Origin of the sequence: Streptomyces fuscichromogenes, from assembly GCF_014645815.1 — a bacterium.
Taxonomy (GTDB): domain Bacteria; phylum Actinomycetota; class Actinomycetes; order Streptomycetales; family Streptomycetaceae; genus Streptomyces; species Streptomyces fuscichromogenes.
Genome location: NZ_BMML01000007.1, coordinates 311,277 through 328,712, shown reverse-complemented (window position 1 = coordinate 328,712; position 17,436 = coordinate 311,277). Strand labels below are relative to the sequence as shown.

General features: G+C 74.6%; 6 protein-coding genes. 4 read left to right on the top strand and 2 right to left on the bottom strand.

From position 1 onward, the window contains the following. Positions 1-131 precede the first annotated feature (131 nt). Complete coding sequence (locus tag IEZ11_RS50925) at positions 132-1,013, top strand: SCO2400 family protein (RefSeq protein ID WP_229713119.1); 882 nt, start codon at positions 132-134, stop codon at positions 1,011-1,013. Between the two features lie 64 nt (positions 1,014-1,077). Here the strand turns inward: IEZ11_RS50925 and IEZ11_RS17895 are convergent, their stop codons facing one another. After that, a complete protein-coding gene (locus IEZ11_RS17895; protein ID WP_189263759.1) occupies positions 1,078-1,785 on the bottom strand; it encodes an SDR family NAD(P)-dependent oxidoreductase in 708 nt (235 codons plus the stop codon). 101 nt (positions 1,786-1,886) lie between these two features. On the opposite strand from IEZ11_RS17895, the gene IEZ11_RS17890 reads away from it, so the two are divergent. After that, a complete protein-coding gene (locus tag IEZ11_RS17890) occupies positions 1,887-2,732 on the top strand; it encodes a helix-turn-helix domain-containing protein (protein ID WP_189263758.1) in 846 nt (281 codons plus the stop codon). Between the two features lie 222 nt (positions 2,733-2,954). On the opposite strand, the gene IEZ11_RS17885 is transcribed toward IEZ11_RS17890, so the two are convergent. Beyond that, complete coding sequence (locus IEZ11_RS17885) at positions 2,955-3,281, bottom strand: hypothetical protein (protein ID WP_189263757.1); 327 nt, start codon at positions 3,279-3,281, stop codon at positions 2,955-2,957. Positions 3,282-3,751: 470 nt separating this feature from the next. On the opposite strand from IEZ11_RS17885, the gene IEZ11_RS17880 reads away from it, so the two are divergent. Together IEZ11_RS17880 and IEZ11_RS17875 are read left to right on the top strand one after the other, a co-directional pair. After that, positions 3,752-7,873 (top strand): non-ribosomal peptide synthetase, encoded by a 4,122-nt coding sequence (locus tag IEZ11_RS17880; protein WP_189263756.1) that lies wholly within the window; start codon positions 3,752-3,754, stop codon positions 7,871-7,873. Next, entirely contained in the window at positions 7,870-17,433 is a 9,564-nt protein-coding gene (locus tag IEZ11_RS17875) for a non-ribosomal peptide synthetase (RefSeq protein WP_189263755.1), read from the top strand. Before IEZ11_RS17880 ends, IEZ11_RS17875 begins: the two co-directional genes overlap by 4 nt. Positions 17,434-17,436 lie beyond the last annotated feature (3 nt).

Genomic DNA, 17,436 nt, shown 5'->3' with positions numbered 1-17,436 from the left:
AGAAGCGACACACAGGCTGCACACCGCCTGGTCAAAGGATCGCTACCGTTCAGGCCGTTCGATCCCCCGTACGAACGGGATCAGGCCACGGCGCTGGACGCCGTCGGCGCCGTCGAGTCAGAAAGACGCGGATGGACTACTGCTCCTCGTGCCGCCGGCACCTCAACGGCGCCTTGGCGTGCCCCGGTTGTGGCGCCTACGCGCCGGACATCGCGCCGCGCACGGCCACCGGCACGGCCACGGGCGCGGGCGTGGTCGCGACTCCGGGGCCGGTCGGCGCTGCCGCCTGGCAGGCGTCGTCCGACTCCGCGTGGTCCGCCACGGACGCGTACGCCGAAGAGGCCGCCGAAGCCGCCGAGGGCCCGTACGACGGCCCGGACGCCGCTCCGCCCGCGTCCCTGGGCCGGGCGGCCCGGCGTCGGCAGCGGGCCCGCTGGAAGAAGAACCAGCGGCGGGCCGTGGTGGCCACCACGGTCGCCCTGGTCGGCGGCGGGCTGACCGTCGCCTCGATGGAGCGGCAGGGCACGGACCGGGCGCAGGCGGCCACGGCACCGGACAACAGGCCCATGGGGCTCGCCGACGAGCAGGCCACCGACGCCGCTCCGGCGTCGGTGCCGACCGGCCGGCACCGGGCCCCGGACGCCACGGCCGTCAGCCGCTCCGCGACGGCGAACACCCCGCACGAGCAGACCACCGGGGCGCCCCACGCCACGCCGGTGCCCGGTCAGGACACGGCCACCGCACCGAGCGGCACGGCGGCCGCAGCCGCCCGGCAGCAGTCCGCCGCCACGGTGTCCGGCACCGCCGGCGGCACGGCGACGGAACCGACGGCGGCCGCGGCCACTCCCGCGGCAACAGCCACGGCCTCCGCCCCTGCCTCCGCCTCGGACTCCACCTCCACCACCTCCACCTCCACCTCCACCTCCACCGGCACCTCGGCAACTTCGGCCAGCCCTGCTCCGGCCGCTACCTCGCCCTCGGAGCTCTGCCTGCTGGTCATCTGCATCGGCTGAACGGGCCGACCGGGCTGCCGGGTGCGCAGCGCACGGCAGCCCGTCCGGCCGCTTCAGCCGGGGTTCACCAGGGCAGCCGGCCGTTCACGTCGAAGTAGCCGCCGGTCGGCCCGTCCGGGGCGATCTGTGCCATCCGTACGACGATCTCGGCACCCTGCTCCACGGTCTGCGTGCCCGTGTTGCCGTTCAGGTCCGTCCTGGTGAAACCGGGCTCGACCGAGTTGATCCGCAGGGCCGGGAACGCCTTCGCGAACTGCACGGTGAGCATGTTGACCGCGGTCTTGGAGGCCGGGTAGGCGATGCCCGGGTAGAAGTGCGCGAAGTGGTCCGGGTCGGAGAGGGCCGTCAACGAAGCCAGGCCGCTGCTGACGTTGACCACGACCGGTGCCGCCGAGCGCTCCAGCAGGGGCAGGAAGGCGTGCAGGACGCGGACGACACCGAAGACGTTGGTCTCGAAGGTGTTCCGTATCTGGTCGGCGGTCACGGTCCGGGCCGTGGGCACGCTGTTGTCCTCGGTCCGGGTCTCGATCCCGGCGTTGTTGACCAGGACGTCGAGCCCGCCGTCGGCCTCGATCTTCTTGGCCGCCGCCTCGACCGAGGCGTCGTCGGTGACGTCGAGGAGGACGAACCGGGCGCCCAGTTCCTCGGCGGCCCGGCGTCCGCGCTCGGCGTCCCGGGCTCCGATGTACACGGTGTGACCTGCGGCGATGAGCTGGCGGGCGGTTTCGTGGCCGATGCCCTTGTTGGCTCCGGTGATCAGTGTTGTCGTCATGCCCCAAGACTGCGCCGGGGCCGCGAAGGCAGCCAGAAGACCCTTCTTCCTGGGACTGCGGGTACCAGGCACATCCGGGGCCGACCGTGTTGACTGGGGGCATGACGGCGACGGAACTCGGACAGGCGCTGCGGCGCTGGCGCGACCGGGTCGCCCCGGACGCGGCCGGGCTGCCTGCCGGAGGCCACCGGCGCGCGGCGGGGCTGCGGCGCGAGGAGCTGGCGCTGCTGGCCGGGATCTCGGTCGACTACGTCACGCGTCTCGAACAGGGCCGGGCGGTCAACCCGTCCGGGCAGGTCGTCGAGGCGCTGGCCAGGGCGTTGCGGCTGTCCGCGGACGAGCGGACCTATCTGTTCGGGCTCGCCGGGCTGGTGCCGCCGGGTCCCGACATGCTGCCGGGGTACATCACGCCCAGTGTGCAGCGGCTCCTCGACCGGCTGGCCGGCACCCCCGTCGCGGTGTCCGACGCGGCCATGACCCTGCTGGTCACCAACCCGATGTACGCGGCGTTGATGGGCGATCAGTCCGGACTGCGCGGCTTCGAGCGCAACGGCGTGTGGCGCAACTTCCTCAGCCGGCCGACCCGGGTGCGGCACACCCCCGAGGAGCGGCGGGCCTTCGAGGCCGGCATGGTCGCCGAGCTGCGCTCGACGGCCGCGCGCTATCCGGCCGACCGCCAACTGCGTCGGATGATCGCCGAGTTGCGGGCCCAGAGCGGGCGGTTCGCCGAGTTGTGGGACGCGGGGGTCGTGGGCCGGCTGGAGTCGTCGCGCAAGACGGTGGAGCATCCGCAGGTGGGCACCCTCACGCTGGACTGCGACCACCTCCGGGTCGAGGAACACGATCTGCGCATCCTCGTGTACTCGGCCGAGCCGGGCTCCGAGGCCGCCGAGAAGCTGGCGCTGCTCTCGGTGCTGGGCACCCAGAGCCTGACCGGAAAGCATTGACCCTGCGCCGCCTTGGAGTCGGCGGCCAAAGGGCCGGCGTGCCGGCGTGCTGGTCGGCCGGGGTGCTCGCGCTGGTCGTCGGCGGCAGCGCCGGCATGGCCCGCGTCCTCGCGGCCAAGGCCTCCGGCAGCGACGTCCCGGCCCGGCCGGTCGACCCAGCGGGACGTCCGGAGCTGCCCGAGAGCCCGGGACATCTGTCCGTCGACTCACCGACCCGACCGCTCAGTAGCCGAACCCGGGCGCCTGATAGGGCACCCACCAACTGGTCAGACCCCAGATGCCCAGGGCGGTCGCGGTGGCGGCGGCCAAGGCGGCGAGCCAGAGGCGATGAAACCGGCGCAGGGTGACCAGCCAGAAGGCGAGCGGCACCGCGGCGCCGCCCATGGCGACGAGCGGCAGGTCGACGTAGAGCACACTGAGGTCCCGACTGATCCCCTCGAATCCGCCCTCCACACTGACTCGCGCCAGTGGCGCCCAGGCCAGCAGCGCCGCCACGGCCCCCAGGCAGGCCACGAGAAAACCGGCGAGGCCCTTGATCTCCTCTTTCACAACAGGTCGGACGCCACAGTGCCGTTCCCAGTTCCCAGTTCCCCGCCACCGGTGAGACAGCGGCCGGCCGCCAACGATCAGTCTCATGCGCCGGGCCGCCTTCTCGATGTACCGGCCGTGAAGTTGCACGACTCCCGAACCGCAGGTGCAGTCCGCTCCACCACGCGGCCCTGCCGACCTCGGCCACACATCCGGATGAGGCCGTCGGCCTAGGTCAACTCTCCTGGCAAAGTCAAGTGTTGACATGTCCTCAGCGCGTGACTGATGATCACAACTACATCACGGAGCCTCCTGAGAAACTCCGAACAACTGACGCCTCGGTGTGCACATGCGCACCACGCGTATCCCCCGTCGGTCCTCCCCCACTCGCCGATATCCACGCATCCCCCACTTCGCGCCCCCGCCTCGCGCCCCCTCGCCTCTCTCCTCGACTCCCTCCGTCGCGTCTCACGCTTCCGGCACCTCGCGCGATGCCGTCATTCGCCGCGCCTCTGTTCCGTCCCCGGTCACGTCCCCGACAGGAAGGCCAGGCCTTGCCGGTGCAGAACACTCCCCACCTCGCCCCTGCGGACCCGGCGGCCCGCCAGGTCCGGCCCGCGTCCTTCGCCCAGCAGCGGCTGTGGTTCCTGGCCCAGCTTCCGGGCGGGAACACCGCCTACAACGAGACCCTGGCCTTCCTTCTCACCGGCCCGCTCGACCGCGGCATCCTGACCGCCGCCTTCGACGCCCTCACCGACCGGCACGAGACCCTGCGGACCCGGCTGGTGGCCGAGGCCGGCGGAGTGTGTCAGCACATCGACCCGGCGGGCTCGGGTGCTCCCCTGGACATCGAGGACCTCCGCGCCGCGGCCGACCCGGAGGAGCGCCTCGCGCAATGTCAACGCGAGGAAGCGGAAAGGGAGTTCGACCTGGCGGCCGGTCCGCTCTGGCGCGGCCGACTGCTCATCCTCGACGCTGCGCGTCACGTGCTGTTACTGACCTTCCATCACAGCATCTACGACGGCGCGTCGATGAACGTGATGATGAGGGAAGTCGGGCTCCTCCACGAGGCGTTGGCGGCGGGTGTGCCGGACGGCCTGCCGGAGTTGCGGCTCCAGTACGCGGACCACGCCGACGCCCAGCGGGAGTCCGTCCTCGGTGGCGCCCTCGCCGCTCAAGAGGCTTACTGGAAAGACGTGTTGGCGGATGCTCCGCCGATGCTCGAACTTCCGCTGTCGCAGTCGCGGCCCGCGGAGCAGCGGTACGAAGGCGGTCGCGTCGGTTTCGAGCTGGACGCGGAGACCACGAGCGCCCTGCGCGGCCTGGCCCGGGAACACGGGGCCACCTTGTTCGTCGCGGTGCTGACCGGCTGGGCCGTGCTGCTGTCCCGGCTCTCCGGGCAGCAGGACATCGTTGTCGGAAGTCCCGTCGCGGGCCGTCGCGGCCCGGCGGCCGCCGGACTCATCGGTTTCCTCGTCAACTCGCTCCCGCTGCGCGTCGACCTGTCCGGCTCACCGACGGCGGCGCAGGCGCTGGCCCGTACCCGAGCGGTGGTCCGCGACGCCCTCGCCCACCAGGACCTGCCGTTCGAGCGGATCGTCGAGGTGGTGAACCCGCCTCGGAGCGCGGCCCACACGCCGTTGTTCCAGACCATGCTGGCCTGGGTCCCGGACCGGCACGACCTGTTGAAGCTGCCCGGTGTCGAGACCGCGCCGCTGCCGATCGCGCACGCCCCCGCCAAGTTCGACCTCGCTCTGTCGGCGACCGAGTCGCAGGGGCGGGTCACCGGGCACCTCGACCACGCGACCGCACTGCTGGACACCGCCACCGCCGAACGCTGGGCCGGACACCTCCGCCGGCTTCTCACCGACATGGCCCGCCACCCGCACCGCAGCGTCGACACCCTGGAGCTGATGAGCCCGCACGAGCGTCTGGAGCTGATCGACGCCGGCGACGCCACCCAGGATCCGAACGAGGGTGGCAACTCCTGCGACGTCGAAGGCTCCTGCGCCGCGATGGCGACCGCGCTGCGCACCGCCTCCGGCCTCACGGAGCTCTTCGAGGCCCAGGCCCGCGCGCACCCCACCGCCACCGCCGTCGTCGACCGCGACCAGACACTGGACTACGGGACGCTCGACCGGCGCGCCAACCGGCTCGCGCACGCCCTCGTCGCCCGTTCCGTCCGCCCGGGTGACGTCGTCGGGCTGCACATGCGCCGCACCGGTGACCTGGCCGTGGGCATCCTAGGCATCCTCAAGGCGGGCGCCGCCTATCTCCCGCTCGACCCCGGACAGCCCTGGGAACGCCTCGCCGCCATGGTCGAGGACGCCGTGTGCCCGGTGGTCCTCAGCGACCACGGCGGGACGGGCCGGCCGAGGGACTGGCTCGACATCGACACGGTCGAGGCCGGGGCCGCAGCCGGGGCCGGGGCCGCAGCCGCAGCCGCAGCCGAAAGGTCGCTTGGGGAGCGGCCGCCCGGCGGGATCACCCGGGCCCCGGACCAGCCGGCGTACGTGATCTTCACCTCCGGGTCCACGGGGCGGCCCAAGGGCGTCGCCGTCGAGCACCGCAGCGTCCTCAACCTCTTCTCGGTCTGGCACGACCGGATGGGCACCGCCCCCGGCGAGGCGGGCTCGGCCTGGTCCAGCATCGGCTTCGACGCCTCGGTCCACGAACTCCTGCTGCCCCTCACCACCGGCGGTGTGCTGCACATCGTCCCCGAGGAGGTGCGCGGCGACCCGGAGGCGCTGTTCGCCTGGCTGCGCGAGCACGAGATCGTGCAGGCGTTCCTGCCTCCCGCCTACGTCAGGTGGGTCGACGAGGACCCGGCCGGACGGCTGCGCGGCCTGCGCCTGCGCAAGCTGCTGACCGGGGTCGAGTCGCTCACCGAGGCCGCGCTGCACCGTATGACGGAGCTGCTGCCCGGTCTGCGGGTCTGCTTCGGCTACGGCCCCACCGAGGCGACCCTCTACAGCACCGCCCACTACGACCCCCGCCCGCTGGACCGCCCCTGCCCCATCGGCCGCCCGCTGCCCGGCACCCGCTGCTACGTCCTGGACGCCCGGCTGCAGCCGGTTCCGCCCGGCGTCGTCGGCGAGGTCCACCTCGGCGGGGCGGGCCTCGCCCGCGGCTATCTCAACCGCCCCGACCTCACCGAGGAGCGCTTCCTGCCGGACCCGTTCGTGCCCGGCGCCCGTGTCTACCGCACCGGCGACCTCGCCCGCTGGGGTGACGACGGCCTGCTCCACTACGCGGGGCGCGCCGACGACCAGGTGAAGCTGCGCGGCTTCCGTATCGAACCGGGCGAGATCTCGGCGGCGTTGACCCGGCTGCCCGGTGTCCGCGAAGCCGTCGTCCTCGCCGACCAGGACCCGGCGGGCCGGGCCCGGCTGGTGGCCGCCGTCGGCCGGGGTGCCGCCGCCGCGCGCACCAGCGCCGACTGGCGCACGGCACTCGCCCGCAGCCTGCCGGACTACATGGTCCCCGCCGTCGTCCTCGACCTGGAGACCCTGCCACTGGGCCGCAGCGGCAAACTCGACCGCGGCGCGCTGCTCCGGCTGGTCCACGAGCAGACGTCGGACCAGGTCAACACGGCAAGTCCGCGCGACCACGTCGAGCACGCCCTGTACCGCATCTGGCAGCGCATCCTGCTGCACCCCTCGATCGGCGTCGGTGACAACTTCTTCGACCTCGGCGGCACCTCGCTGTCGGCCATCAAGATGGCCCACGAGGTCACCGAGGCGTTCGGCCGCCGGCTGCCGGTCGCCGAGGTGATGGTGCGGCCGACGATCGAGGCCCTGGCCGCGCTGCTGCGGGAGGACGGCGCAGACCGCGCGCCGGGCAGCCTGATCGAGTTCCGCCGGGGCACCGGCCCCCGGGTGGTCTGCGTCCACCCGGCCGGCGGCACCGCCTTCTGCTACCTGCCGCTCGCCGCCCACCTGCCCGCGCACACCGGCCTGTACGGCATCCAGTCCCCCGGCGTGAACCCCGGGGAGGAGGTGCTGCCCACCGTGCCGGCGATGGCGCAGGCGTACCTGCGCCTCCTCGAACCGCTCGGCGAGGGCCCGCTCGTCCTGACCGGGCTCTCCTACGGCGGACTCGTCGCGCACGAGATGGGTCGCCTGCTCGGCGTCGCCGGGCGGAGCGACGTGAGCGTCGTTCTCCTCGACACGCAGGCGACCGACGACGCGGCGGCCCGGGCGGCGATCACCGCCGTCGACGCGGCCGAGTTCCGCGACAAACTCGTCCGGTTCAACGGGATGTACCCGGGCATCGACGACGCCCAGGTGGACCGCTACTTCCGGATCTACAACCACAACCGGCTCACCGCCCGCGAGCACGTCCCGGCCGCGTCCCCGGCCCGGCTGGTCCTCGCCGAGGCCGTACCGGGCGGCGCCGACACCCCCTTCCACGAGGAGGTCCGCTCCTTCTGGCGGCGGCGCGCGCGGGGCGAGTTCCGGGTCGAGACGATGGCGTGCGACCACTGGGAGATCCTGGAAGGCGCCGAGACCGCCCGGGTCGCCGCGCTGCTCGCCGCCGAACTCGCCCATCACGAGGGGCAGTCGAGACACGCGGCGGACTCCGCCGCCGTACCGGTGGGAGAGGCCCGATGACCGACCGCACCACACTTTCCGGACCGGCCGGGAGCCCGTTCACCGAGGCCGGACTGGCCGGGGCCGTACTCGCCCAGGCCCGCCGAACGCCCTCCGCCGTCGCCGTCGAGGACGGCCCGCGACACCTCGACTACGCCGAACTCGACCTGCTCAGCGGCCTGGTGGCCGAGCGGCTGCGGGAACGGGGCGTGGGCGCCGGGCAGTCCGTCGCGGTGTGTCTGCCCCGCTCCTGGCAGCTGGTGTGCGTCATGCTCGGCATCCGCCGCGCGGGGGCCGCCGTCGTCCCGCTCGACCGGCTCAGTCCGCCCGACCGGCAGCGCCACATCCTCGACGACTCCGGCGCCGTCGCGGTCGTGCACGACGGCACGACCGGGCACCCGCACGGGATCGACGCCGACCAACTCCTCGGCCCGACCCCGCCCGCCGCCACCGCCACCGCCACGCCGCGGACGCCGACGCCCGCACCCGCACCCGCACCCGCACCCGCACCCGCACCCGCACCCGCACCCGCACCCGCACCCGCCGGGGACGACACCACGGCCTTCGTCTTCTACACCTCCGGCAGCACCGGCCGTCCCAAGGGCGTCGAGGTCACCGACGCGGGCGTGCTGCGGCTGGCCATGCCCGGCTGGCTCGACCCGCGGCCCGGCGCCCGCATCGCCTGCCTGTCCAACCCGGCCTTCGACGCGCTCAGTTTCGAGGTCTGGGCCCCGCTGCTCACCGGCGGCGTCTGCGTCGTGCTGGACGACTCCGAGGTGCACAGCCCGCACCGGCTGGCGGCCGTGCTGCGCGAGCGCCGCGTCGACACGCTGTTCATCACGGTGGCGCTCTTCAACACGGTCGTCGACCAGGTTCCCGGCTGCTTCGCCGGTGCCGACCAGGTCCTGGTCGGCGGCGAACGGCTCGACCCGCGCACGATACGCACCTGGTACGACGCCAACCCGCGTTCCGCCACCGTCCTGTACAACGTGTACGGGCCGACGGAGGCCACGACGTTCGCCCTGTGCCACCCGATCCCCCGTGACCTCACCGGCGACTCGGTCCCGATCGGCACCGCGCTGCCGGGGACCGGACTGCTGCTGCGCACCCTGGACGGGCGTACCGCGATGGCCGACGAGGTCGCCGAACTCCTGCTGAGCGGACCGGCGTTGGCGCGCGGCTACCGCAACCTGCCGGAGCTGACCGAGCGTTGCTTCGTCCGGCTGGCGGACGAGAACGGCACCCCGCGCCACTGGTACCGGACCGGAGACCTGGTACGCCGGGACACCGACGGGCACCTGGTCTACGTGGGACGCGCCGACCGGCAGGTCAAGGTGCGCGGCTTCCGCATCGAACCCGGCGAGGTGGAACAGCGGATCCTGGCCGTACCCGCCGTCCGGCACGCGCATGTCTGCACCCGGCGTGACACCGCGGACCGCCACGAACTGCTGGCCTTCCTCGTCCTCGGCGACGACCTCTCCTTCGCCGACTACGAACGTCACCTCACGGCCGCCCTGCCGCCGTACATGCGCCCCCATCGCACCCACCTCGTCACGGAACTCCCGCTGACCGCCAACGGCAAGGTCGACCAAGCCGCGCTGCTGCGCGAGGCGGCCGTGCCCTGGCGCGGCGGGCGGACGGACACCGTGCCGGTCAGTGCCGAGCAGCGGGCCGTCCTGGAGATAGCCGAGGAGATCCTCGCCGTCACCGGTCTGCGCCCCGACGACCGCTGGATCCCGAGCGGCGGCGACTCCCTGAAGGCGGTGCGGTTCCGCTTCGAGATCCTGACGCGGTACGGCGTGGACATCTCCCAGGGCCTCGTGCTGCGGTCCGACCTCGGCGCTCTCGCGGACGCCGTCCGCACCGCTCCGGCCGGCTCCCGGCCACCCGTGCCGCCCGCCCCGGACACCACGACCGCGCCGGCCACCAGCGAACAGGAACGCCTCTGGCTGCTGCACCGGCGCGCCCCCGACGACCGCTCCTACGAGGTGCCGCTCGCCTTCCGCGTCCAGGGCACCCTCGACCCGCGCAGGCTGCGCCGGGCGCTGCGCTCGCTGGTGGAGCGGCACCCTGCCCTGCGTACCCGGCTGGTCCCCGCCCCGGACGGGCTGCTCCAGCGGGCCGAGGCACCGTACGACCCCTGGCAGCCCCTCGACGCCCGTGCGGGCGAGTCCTGGCAGGCGACCGCCGACCGCTTCTTCGCGCACCGTCTCGACCTGGCCGAGCCCCGGATGCTGCGGGCCGCCTGGGTGGAGCGGGCCGACGGCGGCCTGCTGCTTCTGCACCTGCATCACGCGGCCGTGGACGGCTGGTCCCTCAACCTCCTCCTCAGCGATCTCACCGACGCCTACGCGGGCGTCGCCGGGCGGTCGGCTCCGGCCACCAGTCCGCTCGACCTCGCCCGGTGGCAGCGGGAGTGGCGGGCGACCGCCCAGTACGAACACCTGCGCGGCCGGCTGCGCGACCACTACGCCGGCGCCGCGGAGCCGTCGCCGACCCTGCCCGCCCCGCCGGCCCATGAGCCGGCCCCCCGGCCCGCCCCGGAGCCCGCCCCGGAGCCCGCGTCGCCGGCCCGGCCGCAGGCGGGGCTGCTGCGCACCTCCCTCGACCTGGTCCGCCGTACCGCCCTGGACCGGCGCGCCGCGGAACTCGGCCTGACCCGCTTCCAGTTGCTGGTGTCGGCATTCGCCGCCTGCCTGTACGGCGTGACCGGGCAGGCCCGGCCCCTGGTGGCCGCTCCGGTGGCCAACCGGCCGCGCCCCGAGTTCGCCGACAGCGTCGGCATGTTCGCGAACACCGTGCTCCTCGACCTCGCCCTACGGCCCGACGACTCCCTGGGCGCGCACCTCACCACGCATGCCGACAGCGCGCGCCGGGTTCTGGAGGGGCAGGAGGTCCTCCTCGCCGATGTGCTCGGCGAGCCGGCGTTCCGCGACCGCTCGCCCCTGTTCGACTACCTGTTCGTCCTGGAGAACACCGAGTTCGCCACGCTGCGCCTGACGGACTGCGCGGTCGAGCCGCTGTGGCCCGAGCCCGCGGGCGCCAAGTGCGCGCTGACGCTGTCGGTGGTGGAGGACGAGTCGGGGCTCGGCTGCAACTGGGAGTACCGCGACGACTTCGGCGCCGAACGCACCCGAGCGGCGGCCTGGTTGTTCCGGCGGGCCCTGGACCGGCTGGCCGACGACGGTGACCTCACCGTGCGCGAACTCGTCGCCCCCGAGCGCACGTCGACGACGGCCCGCGGCACCTCGGTCGCGGCGGACTTCACGACGGTCGCCGAGGGCTTCGCCCGCCAGGTGGCCCGGACCCCGGACGCACCCGCCGTCACCCTCGGCGGAACCACCCTCACCTACTTCGAACTCGACGCCCAGGCCAACGAGTTGGCGTCACTCCTGAACGCGCCCGAGGATCCCGCCGCGCCGGCGTCCGTGGCCCTGTATCTCCAGCCGTCCGTCGAGCACGTCGTCGCCCTGCTCGCGGCGGCCCGCCGCAACCTGACCGTCGTCCCCCTCGACCCCGGCTACCCGCCGGCCCTGCTCCGGCATGTGCTGGCCCACGCGGACCCGTTGTGCGTGCTGACCGGCGCCCAGGACCTCGACGTGCTGGCCTCGATCGCCCCGCCGGACCTGCCGCGGCACGTCGTCACCCTCACCCGCACGCCCACCGCGCCGCCCCTGCCGTACCGGCATCGCGGACTCCGGCCGCTCTACACCCTGTTCACCTCCGGCTCCACCGGCACCCCCAAGGGCGTCCAGGTGCCCGACCGGACCCTGTGCGACCTGCTCACCTGGCAGCGGACCGCGGGCGGACTCGAACGGCCCGCCACGACGCAGCAGTTCTCGATGCTCTCCTTCGACGTCTCCTTCCAGGAGATCCTCACCACGCTGTGCTCGGGCGGCGAACTGCGCCTGGTACGACCGGCCTGGCGGCAGGACGTACCCACGCTGCTCCGGCAGTTGGAGTCCGGGGGCGCGGAGCGGATCTTCCTGCCGTACGTGGCGTTGCAGCTGCTCGCCGAACACGGCGTGCGATCCGGGCTGTTCCCGTCCCGGCTGCGTGAGGTCGTCACCGCCGGGGAGCAGTTGGTGTGCACGGACTCGATCCGGCGCTGGTTCGCGGGGCTGCCGGACGGCGCCCGGCTGTTCAACCACTACGGCCCGACCGAGACCCATGTCGTCAGCGCCCTGTGCCTCGAAGGCGACCCGGCCGCCTGGCCGGCGCGTCCGGCCGTCGGGCGGCCGGTGGCGGGGGCCGTGCTGCGGGTGGTCGACGAAGGCGGCCTGCCCGTACCGCCGGGTGTGACGGGCGACCTCCTCATCGGCGGCCCCATGGCGAACCGCTGCTACCTCGGCGATCCCGCCGCACACCGGGACCGGTTCCTCGACGATCCGGAGCTGGGCACCCTGTACCGCAGCGGGGACCGTGCCCGCTTCGACGAGCACGGCCTGCTGCATTACGCGGGGCGCGACGACGGCCAGGTCAAACTGGGCGGACACCGCCTCGAACTCGGCCAGGTCGAGGCCGCGTTGCTGGAGCTGCCCGGGGTGGTCAGCGCGGTCGCGGGCGTGCTGGACGGCCGACTGGTCGCCGCTCTCCAGTGCCGGGGCGAGGATCCCGACCCGGCGGAGCTGACCCGGCGGCTGGCCCGGCTGCTGCCCGCCTATGTCCGGGTCGCCGTCTTCCGCCGGGTGCCGGACCTGCCGCGCACCCCCAGCGGCAAGCTGGACCGCCGGGCGGCGCTCACGGCTCCGGGACGCGAACTGCGGGCCGGGAGCGAACGACGTCCGGGACACGAACCGCGGCCGAGGCACGAACCGCGGCCGGGGCACGAATCGCGGCCGGGCGGCCCCGCGGACGCCGGGCCGTCGCCGCTGGAGCGGCGGCTGGCCGAGCTGTTCCGGACCGCGACCGGGCGGACCGTCGCCGTGGACGACCGGTTCCTCGACGCCGGGGCCACCAGCCTGGACCTGATGCGCTTCCAGCTCAGATGCGCGGGCGAGGGCGATCTCCCCTTCTCCGTACCGGACTTGTTCGAGCACGTCACCCTGCGCGCGCTGGCCCGGTTCCTGGCGGACGACGGCACCGCGCGCGACACCCCGGCCCGTCCGCCGGAGTCGTCCGGCGGCGCCCGGCGGGCGGCGGACGAGCCCGTCGCGGTCGTCGGCATGGCCGTTCGGCTGCCGGGCGCCCCCGACCTGGCCGCGTTCTGGGACCTGGTCGTCTCCGGTCGCCGTGGCATCGAGCACTTCACCGCGGCCGACGGCCGGGTCGGCGCCCGCAGCCAGCTGGCGCAGCCCCTCGCGTTCGACCCGGTCCGGTTCACGATCAGCCCGCACGAGGCCCGGCTGATGGACCCCCAGCAGCGCCAGCTGCTGATGAACTGCGCCGAGGCCCTCGCCCACGCCGGTGTCGGCGACCCGGCCCGGCAGCGGGTCGGGCTGGTCGCCTCCTGCGGCGAGAACACCTACTTCCAGCAGCTGCTCCGCGACGGCGACCCGGACCTGCTGCCCGACCCCTTCCGGCTGGCGCTGCACCACGAGAAGGACTTCCTCGCCACCAAGGCCGCCTACCATCTCGGGCTCACCGGACCGGCGTTCACGCTCCAGTCCGCCTGCTCCGGTTCGCTCGCCGGGGTGCACATCGCCGCCGGGATGCTGCGGCAGGGCGACGCCGACGTGATGCTCGTCGGCGGGGTGCTCGTCGACACCACGCTCACCGACGGCTACACCTACCGGCCGCAGCACATCTTCTCCCCCGACGGGCACTGCCGGCCCTTCAGCGCGGACGCCGAGGGCACCGTGGGGGCGAGCGGCGCAGGTGTGGTCGTCCTCAAGCCGCTGGCCGCGGCCCGCAGGGACGGCGACACCGTGTACGCGGTCGTCACCGGCTCGGGGCTCAACAACGACGGCTCCGGCAAGCTCGGTTACAGCGCCCCGTCGCTGCCCGGGCAGCGGGCCGCGATCCGCGCGGCGCTGGACCGGAGCGGTCGCGGTGGCGGCGAGGTGGGGTACGTAGAGGCGCACGGCACCGGCACCCGGCTCGGGGACCCGGTCGAGGCGGCCGCGCTGCGGCAGGCGTACGGGCTGGCGGCGGACGCGCGGGTGGCGCTGTCGTCCGTGAAGAGCCAGATCGGGCACCTGGGCGCGGCGGCCGGCGTCGTCGGCCTGGTGCGGGCGGTGCTCGCCGTGCACCACGGGGTCGTCCCGCCGACGGCCGACTTCGACCGGCTCAACCCGGAGATCGCCGACGGCCCGTTCCGGATCCCGGTCGCCGCCGAGCCCTGGCCGGCCGGCCCGACCAGGGTGGCCGGGGTGAGCAGCTTCGGCATCGGCGGTACCAACGCCCATGTGCTGCTGGAGCAGCCGGTCCCGGTGCCGTCGCCGCAACCGGCGGCGCCGCTGCCGTGTCTGGTGCTGTCCGGTGCCTCGGAGGCCGCGGTCCGTGCGGACGGGCACCGGATCGCGGACTATCTCACGGCCCGTCCCGACGCCTACCCCCAGGTGCTGCGGCACCTCCAGGCCGGCCGGCCCGCCCTCACCCACCGCGCGGCGGCCGTCTGCGCCGACGCCGCCTCGGCCGTGGCCTGGCTACGGGCCCTGCCGACGGTCACCGCGCCGCCGCCCCGGAACACGCCGGCGGTCGAGGACCACGACCCGCGGGCCCTCGCCGAGGCCTGGACGGCCGGCCGTACCGTCGTATGGCCGGCGGGTCCGGCACCCGCGCCCTGGGACTTCCCGCCGCCCGCCTTCGACACCGCCGAGTACGACTTCCCGCGCGCCCCCGGGGAGCGGTCCGGGATCTCCCGGCTGCCCGCCGCGCAGTGGCTGCACCAGCCCCTGTGGACGCGCTCGCGGCGCGCCCGTACCGGCGCCGCGGTGACCGGCCGTACCGCCGTGGTGGTGATCGGGCCCGGTCAGGACGGCGAGAGCTGGCGGTTCCTGGAACGCCACTACGCCCGGGTGGTGACCGTGCGCGCCGGGCAGGGCCTGACCCGGCTCGACGACGACCGGTACGAGGCCGATGTCGCCGACGCCGGACAGCTCACCGCCCTGCTCGGCCGCCTGACCGGCGAGGCCGGACCGGGCGAACCGGCCGGACAGGCCGGACAGGCCGGACCATGCAGACCGGCCGGACCAGGCGCACCGGACACACCGGCCGGACCGGGCACACCGGCCGGACCGGGCGCACCGGGCAGACCGGGCGGACCGGCCGGAGCAGGTGAACCGGGGACGCCAGGCAGACCGGAAGGACCGGGCAGGGCGGCCGTCGACTGGCTGCACGCGCTTCCGCTCGCCCTCGACGGCAGCCCGGCCATGGCGGCGCTGGAGACGGCCGAGTGGGCCTGCCTCGACACGGTCGCCGCCCTCGCCCTGGCCCTCGCCGGCCTCCCGGAGGCGGAACGGCCCCGGGCCTGGCTGCTCTCCCAGCGGGCCCAGCCGGTCACCGGGACCGTGCACACCCCCGAGGCCGGTCTGCTCGCCGCGGCCCTCGCCGTCCCCCACCAGGAACTGGGCGTCACCCTGCGCTGGGCCGACCTGCCCGGCCCGCACCCGGCCGGCTGGGCCGCCCACCTCCCCGACCTGCTCCTCGACGACACCGTCGCCGACACCACCTCCGGAACTGTCACCGACACCGACCGGGCGACGGCCCTGCGGGACGGCTTCTGGTGGCGTCGCACCACCGTGCCGGTGCCGGTGGGCGAGGCGCCCCGGCCGGCCGCCGTGCCGGGCACCCATCTGGTCCTCGGCGGCACCGGCGGCCTCGGCACCACCCTGGCCGCGAGCCTCCTCCGGCATCCCGGGAACCAGGTCGTCCTGGTGGCCCGCGGCGCCGAAGTGCCCAGCTCGCTGCGGGCGTTCGGCGAGCGTGTCACCCTGGTCACGGCCGATCTGGCGGCCGAGGAACCCGCGGCCGTGGCGGACCGGCTGGCCCCGCTGCTCGACGGCCTGGCCGGCATCGTGCACGCCGCGGGCACCGCCGCGGGCGGCCTCCTGGCCCGCCGCGAGCCGGCCGCCGCCCGCGGCGTCACGGCGGCGAAGCTGCGCGGCGCCCTGCTCGTCGAACTGCTCGTCGCCGAGCACGCCCCCGACTACGTCCTGTACTGCTCCTCGATGGCGGCCCGGTTCGGCGGAGTCGGCCAGTTCGACTACGCGGCCGCCAACGCCTGCCTCGACGCCTACGCCCACCACCGCGCGCCCGGCGGCGACGCCACGGTGCGCACGAGTGTCGGCTGGGACGCGTGGCGGGACGTCGGCATGGCCCAGCAGCACGCCGCCCGGGCGGACGCCCGGCACCGGGAACACCTGACCGTGGCGCTCACCCCCGAGGAGGGCACGGCGGTCTTCGAGCGGGCCCTCCACCTCCAACTGCCGCACCTCATGGTGAGCACCACGGACCTGACGGCCGCGCGGGCCTTCTACGCGTACGAACCGGCGGCCGCCGAACCCGAACCCGCCGCTCCCCCGCAGGGGGACGTCGGCGCGGAGGTCACCGACATCCTCCTCGGCCTCCTCGGCGTGGACACCGTCGACCCGCGGGCCGCCCTGTACGACCTGGGCGCCGACTCGCTGACCCTGCTGGAGCTCCTCGACGAGATCAAACGCCGGTACGGCACCGACATCGAACTGTCCCGGCTCAGCCACCGGGTGAGCCTCGCCGAACTCCTCGGCCACCTCGGCGACGGAATCCGCCCGCCCGGCACGGTGGACGTCGAGGTGTGGCAGCGCGGCCCGGGGCCGGACGTGCTGTGCCTGGTGCACCCGGTGGGCGGGGACATCCAGGCCTACCGACCCCTGGTGTCCGCGCTGCCCGACGACCTCACCGTCTGTCTGATCGCCGATCCCGGGCTGCGCGACCCCGGGCTGCCGGACCGTTCCATCGCCGAGCGCGCCGCGCACTACCTGGCCGCCGTACGGCGGGAGTTCCCGGAGCCCGGACGCCGACTGAGGCTCGCCGGCTGGTCGTTCGGGGCCTGGACCGCGCTGTCGATGGCCGCGCTCGCCGAGGGCGAGGACCGGCCGGTGGCCGCCCTGCATCTGCTCGACCCGCCGCCGCCCGGCGCCGGGCGCAGCCTCGGGGGCTACGACGAGGAGCGGATACAGGCCGTCTTCGCCCGCGAGTTGAGCGGAAACGGCACGGGACGGCCGCCGGAACCGGCGCACGGCACCGTAGGCCCCTTCACGGAACCCCGTCGCGACTCCACCGGCCCCGTCGCGGGCGCCGCCCCGGACACCGAGGCCGCGCTCACGGAGTCCGGCCGCCGCTACGCCGATCGGCTCGCGCGCTGCTGCCGTGCCAACCTGGCGGCCATGGCCGGACACCGGCTGCCGCGGCTGCGCCGGACGCCCACCGCCGTATGGCTGGCGACCCGCCCCGTGGACGAGGCCATGCTCGCGCCCGAACCGACCGGTCCAGGTGCCTGGGACGCCCATCTTCCCTCGCCGTACCGGCTGCACCACGTCGACGCCGACCACTACCAGATCGTCGCCGAGCCACAGGTCCGGGAGATCGCCGCCGCCCTCACCGCCGCGCTCGCCGCGAGCCCGTCCGGCACCCGGCCAGAGCCCGCCGGACGGATCTGAGGA

Bases quoted from the DNA above. Each gene is read 5' to 3' on its own strand.
- IEZ11_RS50925 (WP_229713119.1), top strand. From the start codon at position 132: ATGGACTACTGCTCCTCGTGCCGCCGGCACCTCAACGGCGCCTTGGCG.
- IEZ11_RS17895 (WP_189263759.1), bottom strand. From the start codon at position 1,785: ATGACGACAACACTGATCACCGGAGCCAACAAGGGCATCGGCCACGAA.
- IEZ11_RS17890 (WP_189263758.1), top strand. From the start codon at position 1,887: ATGACGGCGACGGAACTCGGACAGGCGCTGCGGCGCTGGCGCGACCGG.
- IEZ11_RS17880 (WP_189263756.1), top strand. From the start codon at position 3,752: ATGCCGTCATTCGCCGCGCCTCTGTTCCGTCCCCGGTCACGTCCCCGA.
- IEZ11_RS17875 (WP_189263755.1), top strand. From the start codon at position 7,870: ATGACCGACCGCACCACACTTTCCGGACCGGCCGGGAGCCCGTTCACC.